The sequence below is a fragment of the Halalkalibacter alkaliphilus genome (assembly GCF_023555415.1).
Lineage (GTDB): Bacteria > Bacillota > Bacilli > Bacillales > Bacillaceae_D > Halalkalibacter > Halalkalibacter alkaliphilus.
Genome location: NZ_JAKRYL010000037.1, coordinates 20,932 through 27,215 on the forward strand (window position 1 = coordinate 20,932; position 6,284 = coordinate 27,215).

The 6,284-nt window shown below is 36.6% G+C and carries 6 protein-coding genes; all 6 read right to left on the minus strand.

Features of this window, described 5'->3' with window-relative positions:
- Window positions 1-23: 23 nt before the first annotated feature.
- Complete coding sequence (locus tag MF646_RS21635) at window positions 24-1,046, minus strand: TRAP transporter substrate-binding protein (RefSeq protein ID WP_250098579.1); 1,023 nt, start codon at window positions 1,044-1,046, stop codon at window positions 24-26.
- Window positions 1,047-1,229: 183 nt separating this feature from the next.
- Window positions 1,230-2,090, minus strand: a complete 861-nt coding sequence (locus MF646_RS21640; RefSeq protein ID WP_250098580.1) for a sugar phosphate isomerase/epimerase family protein — start codon at window positions 2,088-2,090, stop codon at window positions 1,230-1,232.
- Between the two features lie 3 nt (window positions 2,091-2,093).
- On the minus strand, window positions 2,094-3,098 hold the full coding sequence (locus tag MF646_RS21645; protein ID WP_250098581.1) for a Gfo/Idh/MocA family protein: 1,005 nt from the start codon (window positions 3,096-3,098) through the stop codon (window positions 2,094-2,096).
- Window positions 3,099-3,177: 79 nt separating this feature from the next.
- Window positions 3,178-4,335, minus strand: a complete 1,158-nt coding sequence (locus tag MF646_RS21650) for a Gfo/Idh/MocA family protein (protein ID WP_250098586.1) — start codon at window positions 4,333-4,335, stop codon at window positions 3,178-3,180.
- The gene (locus MF646_RS21655) at window positions 4,335-5,222 is read right to left on the minus strand and encodes a sugar phosphate isomerase/epimerase family protein (RefSeq protein ID WP_250098582.1); all 888 of its coding nucleotides are present in this window, start codon (window positions 5,220-5,222) and stop codon (window positions 4,335-4,337) included. The genes MF646_RS21650 and MF646_RS21655 overlap by 1 nt, the downstream gene beginning before the upstream one ends.
- Window positions 5,223-5,279: 57 nt before the next feature.
- A complete protein-coding gene (locus tag MF646_RS21660) occupies window positions 5,280-6,122 on the minus strand; it encodes an AraC family transcriptional regulator (RefSeq protein ID WP_250098583.1) in 843 nt (280 codons plus the stop codon).
- Between the last annotated feature and the right edge of the window lie 162 nt (window positions 6,123-6,284).

A 6,284-nucleotide genomic window follows, 5' to 3' on the forward strand; every position in this document is an offset into this window, starting at 1 on the left:
CCCACTTTCTCCATTATCAAATACTAATTATTATTAATTCGATCGAGCCATTCTGCAAACTGTTCACCATATTTATCGTACACTGGCTGTACAGCTTCTCTCCAAGGTGTCAAATCATCAATTTCAACGAGTTCACTTCCATTTTCGACAACTGCCTTCTGAGCTTCTTCTACTAAATTCGCCCATGCCTCACGTTGTACAGAAACAGATTCCAAAGCCGCTTCCCTAAATATTTCTTGGTCTTCTGCACTCAATTCATTCCAAAGTTTCTCTGAACTTAGCAGTATTTCAGGTACACCTTGATATCCATTGACAGTAAAATATTTAGCCACTTCGAAGTGGTTAGATGTAAAATAACTTGGGAAGTTGTTCTCTGCCCCATCAATTACCCCAGTTTGTAAGGCCGAATATACCTCGCCATATTCCATAGGAGTAGCAGATGCTCCTAAAGAATTGATAATATCAATGGCTAAATCTGATTGTTGAACACGGATTTGTAATCCTGCTATGTCTTCTGGAGTTGTTACTGGGCGTTGAGTGTTGTAAAAGCTTCTTTCCCCAGAGTCATAAAACGAAAGACCTACTAAGCTTGATCCTTCAAATGTTTCTAAGAGATCTTGACCAATCTCTCCATTTAATATATCCCACTTCTGATCTTCATCTTCAAATAAATAAGGCATAGCTAAGACACCGATATCATCTGAAAATTCACTTAGTGGAATAGCATTAACTCGTGTCAAGTCGATTGTACCTAACTGCAATTGTTCAATGACACTTCTTTCATCACCTAGTTGTCCACCAGCATATACTTCAATTTTATAGCGTCCATCTGTTTTTTCTTCTACTAATCTAGCAAATTCTTTCGCACCAATTGTTGTTGGATAATCTTCCGGCTGATTTTCAGCTAGTTTTAATGTTACAGTTTCTCTAGCAACTCCCGAATCATTTACCCCCTCTGAAGTACCAGTGTCACTGCTGCCACAAGCCGCTAATACACCCACAGCTAGAAACGTTGTTGCAAATAATGATATTACCTTTTTCCTCAACCTAATCTCCCCCTTTAATTTTTTAAGGCATGACCGTTTAATCACAACTATATATTTGTTTATTAAACAAATTAATCGTCGGTTAATTGCATTATAATTGTAAGCGCTTATCTAAATCAAGCCTTTTTTCCCTAAAATATTCTAAGTTAGAAGCTACCAGTCTTCTCTGTTTTATCCTCTTATCTAAAACCAATCAGCATAGCCAAGCTTTCTTAGGTTCTCAGCAGACGTTTGTAGACAATCAAACGGATCACGTCCGTACACTTGATCTTGCTCTACTAAGAAGTACTGGGCACCACTTTCAAGACCAGATTCAATAATAGCTTTCATATCAAGATTTCCTTCACCGATTTCAGCAAATTCAATCGTATTCGTAAAGATATGCATGAATTTAGCCATATCTTTAAAATCTACTTCACTTAAATCCATTTGACCTATGCGATAATCTTTCAAGTGTAATAAAGAAATACGTCCGGCATATTCCTTAATAAACTCAACGGGGTTTACTCCAGCTCTTTGAATCCAGTGAACATCTAATTCAAAACCTAATTTTGAAGTATTGTTTTTCATGATATCTAATAAGTACTCACCATCAAATTTTTGAAATTCAAGATGATGCGTATGATAATATAATTCAATACTATGCTCTGCTAATCTATCTGCCATTTCTTCAGCTTTGCTAATGAACTCCATAATTTGTTCTTTACTACCCATTCTGTTTAATGGCATCATTCCAATACGTAAGTAGTTACACCCTAACGCCTCGCAATCGCTTACAATCTTTTCAAAGTCATTTACCAATGTTTCACCAGGTGCACCAGGTAACATTGGCTCAACAGCAGCCGAAAGGGCAGCAATGGTAATATCAAAGTCTGCACTCGCTCTCTTTAACGCCAATACATTCTCTTCAGTCATCGGAATTTGTGAAACCTCTACTGCACGATAGCCAAGTTCGCTTATTTTTCTCATCGTTTCATAAACACCTAGTTCCTCCACTTTTCCTTTAAGCATCATCATTTGAACGCCCATTTTCCCTTTTTTCATAGGTTATACCTCCAGTTTAATTTTTCTATTCTCCTCAGATGATCTTTGAATTGCATCGATCATTGTCATTGAAGTCAGTGCATCCCTAGCATGAACATAATCTTGCGAATTGTTTAAAACACACGAATAAAACTGACTTATTAATTTAGAGTGACTGGCACCGTAATAAAATTTAGTTCCAGGCATCTTCGTGTCTTCCACTAGTTTTTCGATCATTCCATCTTCTCTTGTCATCAATAGTTTGCTGTCTTTAATCGTGAATCTTCCCTTTTCAAAAATTGCTTCAATCTCTACACTAGCATTCTCTGAATGAGCATTTGTTGCATAAAATAAACCTGTTGCTCCATTTTTAAACATAATATTCGCAGTGGCTGTGTCTTCTACTTCAATTCCGTAATCTAATAAGTGACTTATTGAACCTCTGATCTCCTCTATTTCACCACCGATTAATTGCATTAAATCTAACGTATGAAGAGCTTGGTTAATCATAACCCCTCCACCCGCATACTCTATTTTTCCACGCCACGGTTTAGAGTCATAATAAGACTTTGGTCTATACCAAGGAACGATCCCTTTTAAACCAATTAATTGGCCGTATTGTCCGTCCATAACCATCTGTTGTAACATTTCAAAAGATTCGTTATATCTATTTTGAAGACACACACATAATTTAACACTTTTATTACTTTCCTCTAACCTAACTAACTTTTCCCCTTCAGCTGCGCTCAAACCTAAAGGCTTTTCCTGAAAAACATGTATACCCATCTCCATACAAGCCTTTGTTACTGGATAATGAAGGTAATGCGGCAAACAGTTATGGACACAATCGACTGGTTCTTTTTCTAGCAACTCATGATAATTTCTATAAAAATTTGCACTTGGCACCTTATTTTTTAATGATTCATCTATATCACAGACGGCTACTAATTCAACATTTGAGTTTGCTTGAATCGCCTGGATATGAATGGACGAAATATCTCCAAGCCCAATGACCGCTACCTTTAACATGCGTCCACCTCCTTTGAAATGAACTCATAACCAGCTGGCTATGAGTTCGATGATTTCTCCTTACTACACCTCTCTATCACTACTGGTTTACTAGACTTTTTTCTTCTTCAATCTTTTTATTTAGTTCAGCTAAATATAGTTCTTCATCAATTGGAAGCTCTACTTCTTTTCCTAACCAGCTTGATAAATGAATCGCATTCGCTAATGCAACTCCGTGGATACCATCACTACCTGGTGCAATTAAAGGCGTTCCATCCACGATATTTGCAGCGAAGTTTTCCAACACCGCGATATGTTGAGCCCCCCATACACTTTCAAATTCAAGGACTTCTTCGCTATACACATCTGAAACGTCGCCACCCATGAAGATTTTCATTACATCTTGCATAGACATCGTAGCACTCATTTCAGATTCAGGTGTGTTCAATCGTTTGATCGTGATTTTCTTGCTGTCATCAACCACAATTTTTCCTTTGTCACCCAGAATTTCCAAACGATCCGTTCCAAGAACGTCATGCGTTGCTGTAATGAATACACCTGTTGCACCGTTGCCGTAATCCAGCAATGTTGTGACTTCATCTTCAACTGCGATATCTCTTTGATAACCATACTTCACATTGGAATAAACTTTTTTCGGCACTCCGCAAATCCATTGAAGCAAATCGATTTGATGCGGCGCTTGGTTCACAAGAACACCACCGCCTTCGCCAGCCCATGTTGCTCTCCATGCACTTGAATCGTAATAACCTTGTGGTCTCCACCAAGTCGTAATAATCCAATTTGTGCGACGGATCTTGCCAATTTCATCATTGTCAATAAGTTCTTTCAACTTTTGATAAAGTGGATTGGTTCTCTGATTAAAGAAAATACCAAATGTCACATCTGGTTTTGTTGCAGCAAATTCATTTAATTCTTTTACTTGCTTAGTATAAACTCCCGCTGGTTTTTCAACTAATGCATGAATATCTCTTTTTAATGCTTCAATTCCCATCTCTGGGTGAAGGTAATGTGGTACTGTTGTAACAACAGCATCAACCTTGCCGCTTTCAAGCATATCAATATAGTTATCAAAAAATGGTACATCTGGATACTTCTCTGCACACATTGCTTTCTTCTCTGGATCAATGTCACATATAGCACCAATTACCATATTTTTCACTTTTCCTTCAGAGATAAATCCAGCGTAAGCTCCACCTTGTTGACCAATCCCGATAATCCCTAACCTTACTGTCATAATTACTCCTCCTCATTTTCAATTTTATTTAGAATTTCTAGTAAAGCTTCATATTGAAGTTTGTATCCACCTTCTCCATCAAGCCCTTTGTTATCTTTAATTACATCAGAAGCATCCTCAAGCTCTAAATCTTTCAAAGAATCGAATAATACTAGATGCGGTTCAAGTGTTAAAAAGCCTTTGTAACCACTTCGTATAAACTGCGCTAGTATTTCCGGAATCTTACCTTCCCCCGTACCACATACAACATTTTGGCTATCTGTTGAAACCGCATCTTTAATATGAATATACACAATCTCATTTTTCAGTAAACCGTAACACCTCTTTGCATCTTCACCACATTGAACAAAGTTAGCAAAATCGAAAATCCCTTTAAAGCATGGCGAATTAACCTCTGTTAAAATTTCGTGGCAACGTCTTGCGATATCACCGTAAATGTCCTTTTCATTTTCATGGACTAAGACGACTTCATACTGCTTTGCGATAGCTGTGAATTCTTTTATTTTGCTTATCACTTCCTCTTTATAGTGATCTGGATCCTCGCCTTTTGGAATATAAAAACTAAAAATACGAATATATTTACAGTTTAATAGATTAGCAATTTGGCTAAGCGAATGTAACATTTTCTTCTGCTTTTCAAATCCTTCTTCATCATTGATAAATACTTTTCCAATCGGCGAACCTATTGAAGAAACCTTGATCTCTTTTTCTTGCAATCTCGGAAGAACATTGTTTTTCACCTCATCAACGGTAAAATCACCAATATTCTTTCCATCAATACCTCTTAACGAAATATAATTCATCCCTAACTTAGAAACGACTTCAAGTTGGGTGTCAAAATCAGATGAGATTTCATCTGAGAAACCTGAAATTTTTAAATCTTTATTCATTAGTAATGATCCTCCTTCAACATGCAATTACCTATTGATGCAAGCAGTAGGTAGTATTTATTTAAGACGTGAACGACGATACACTTTCGCCGTTACCCCCACTTTCTCTTTGAAGTACCGACTAAAATGGGAAACGCTTTCAAATCCACACTCAAAAGCGATGTCTTTTAATGGCTTGTCCGGTTCCATCTCAAGCAAATATTTGACTTGGGTTAACCGGCAACCCATGACATATTCCATAACTGTAAACCCTGTCATTTCTTTAAAAACATGTGAAACATAAGATTTACTTAATGTAAGTTCTTCTGCAATCGTGTCTAACGTCAATTTATTCATATAGTATTGCTGAATATAAGCCGCGATATTTTCCGCATGCTCTGCCTTGTCTACTTTTTTATGAGGCGTTATTGTGTATTCTACTTGACCGAGACGATGAACAATAATTAAAACTTGTAATAACAGGACTTTCATTTCAGTTTCTACCTGAATAGTGTTTGAGTCTGAATGGTTTATAAGTTCGTCTAGTCGCCTAAAAAGTTCTTCTAACCGTTTCGATTCAGTGCTTTCATTCGTCCGAATTAAGAAGTGGTGTAATTTCTGAAATGATTCTAGCAAATACATGCTTCCCATTTCAGTTAGAACACCTTTAATCCATTGTGGCGAAAAATGTATTACACTACGGACGTATTCACTATTGTGGCGAATATTCGGCTTATGTAATGTCATCCCATCCATTAACAACAAATCACCTGGTTTTAAGTCATAAATTTGATTATGAATTAAGTACCTGCATGCTCCAGCATGAAAGAAATATATTTCATATTCTTGATGTGAATGATAATCAAACGTATACTCATTTTGACCATGCATCCTGTAATGGGCTATCAGCGTTTCATTCAAATAACTCATTCCTTCCAATGAAACTATCTTCATTATATTAACTATATTAGAACATTACATTACCTCAAACTGCCTATATTATACTCGAAATTGACTGAGAGTGCTTTTTAATATCGACTTATATTGAAGGATATAAAATTATATTAATTCTTTCCCTTTTAA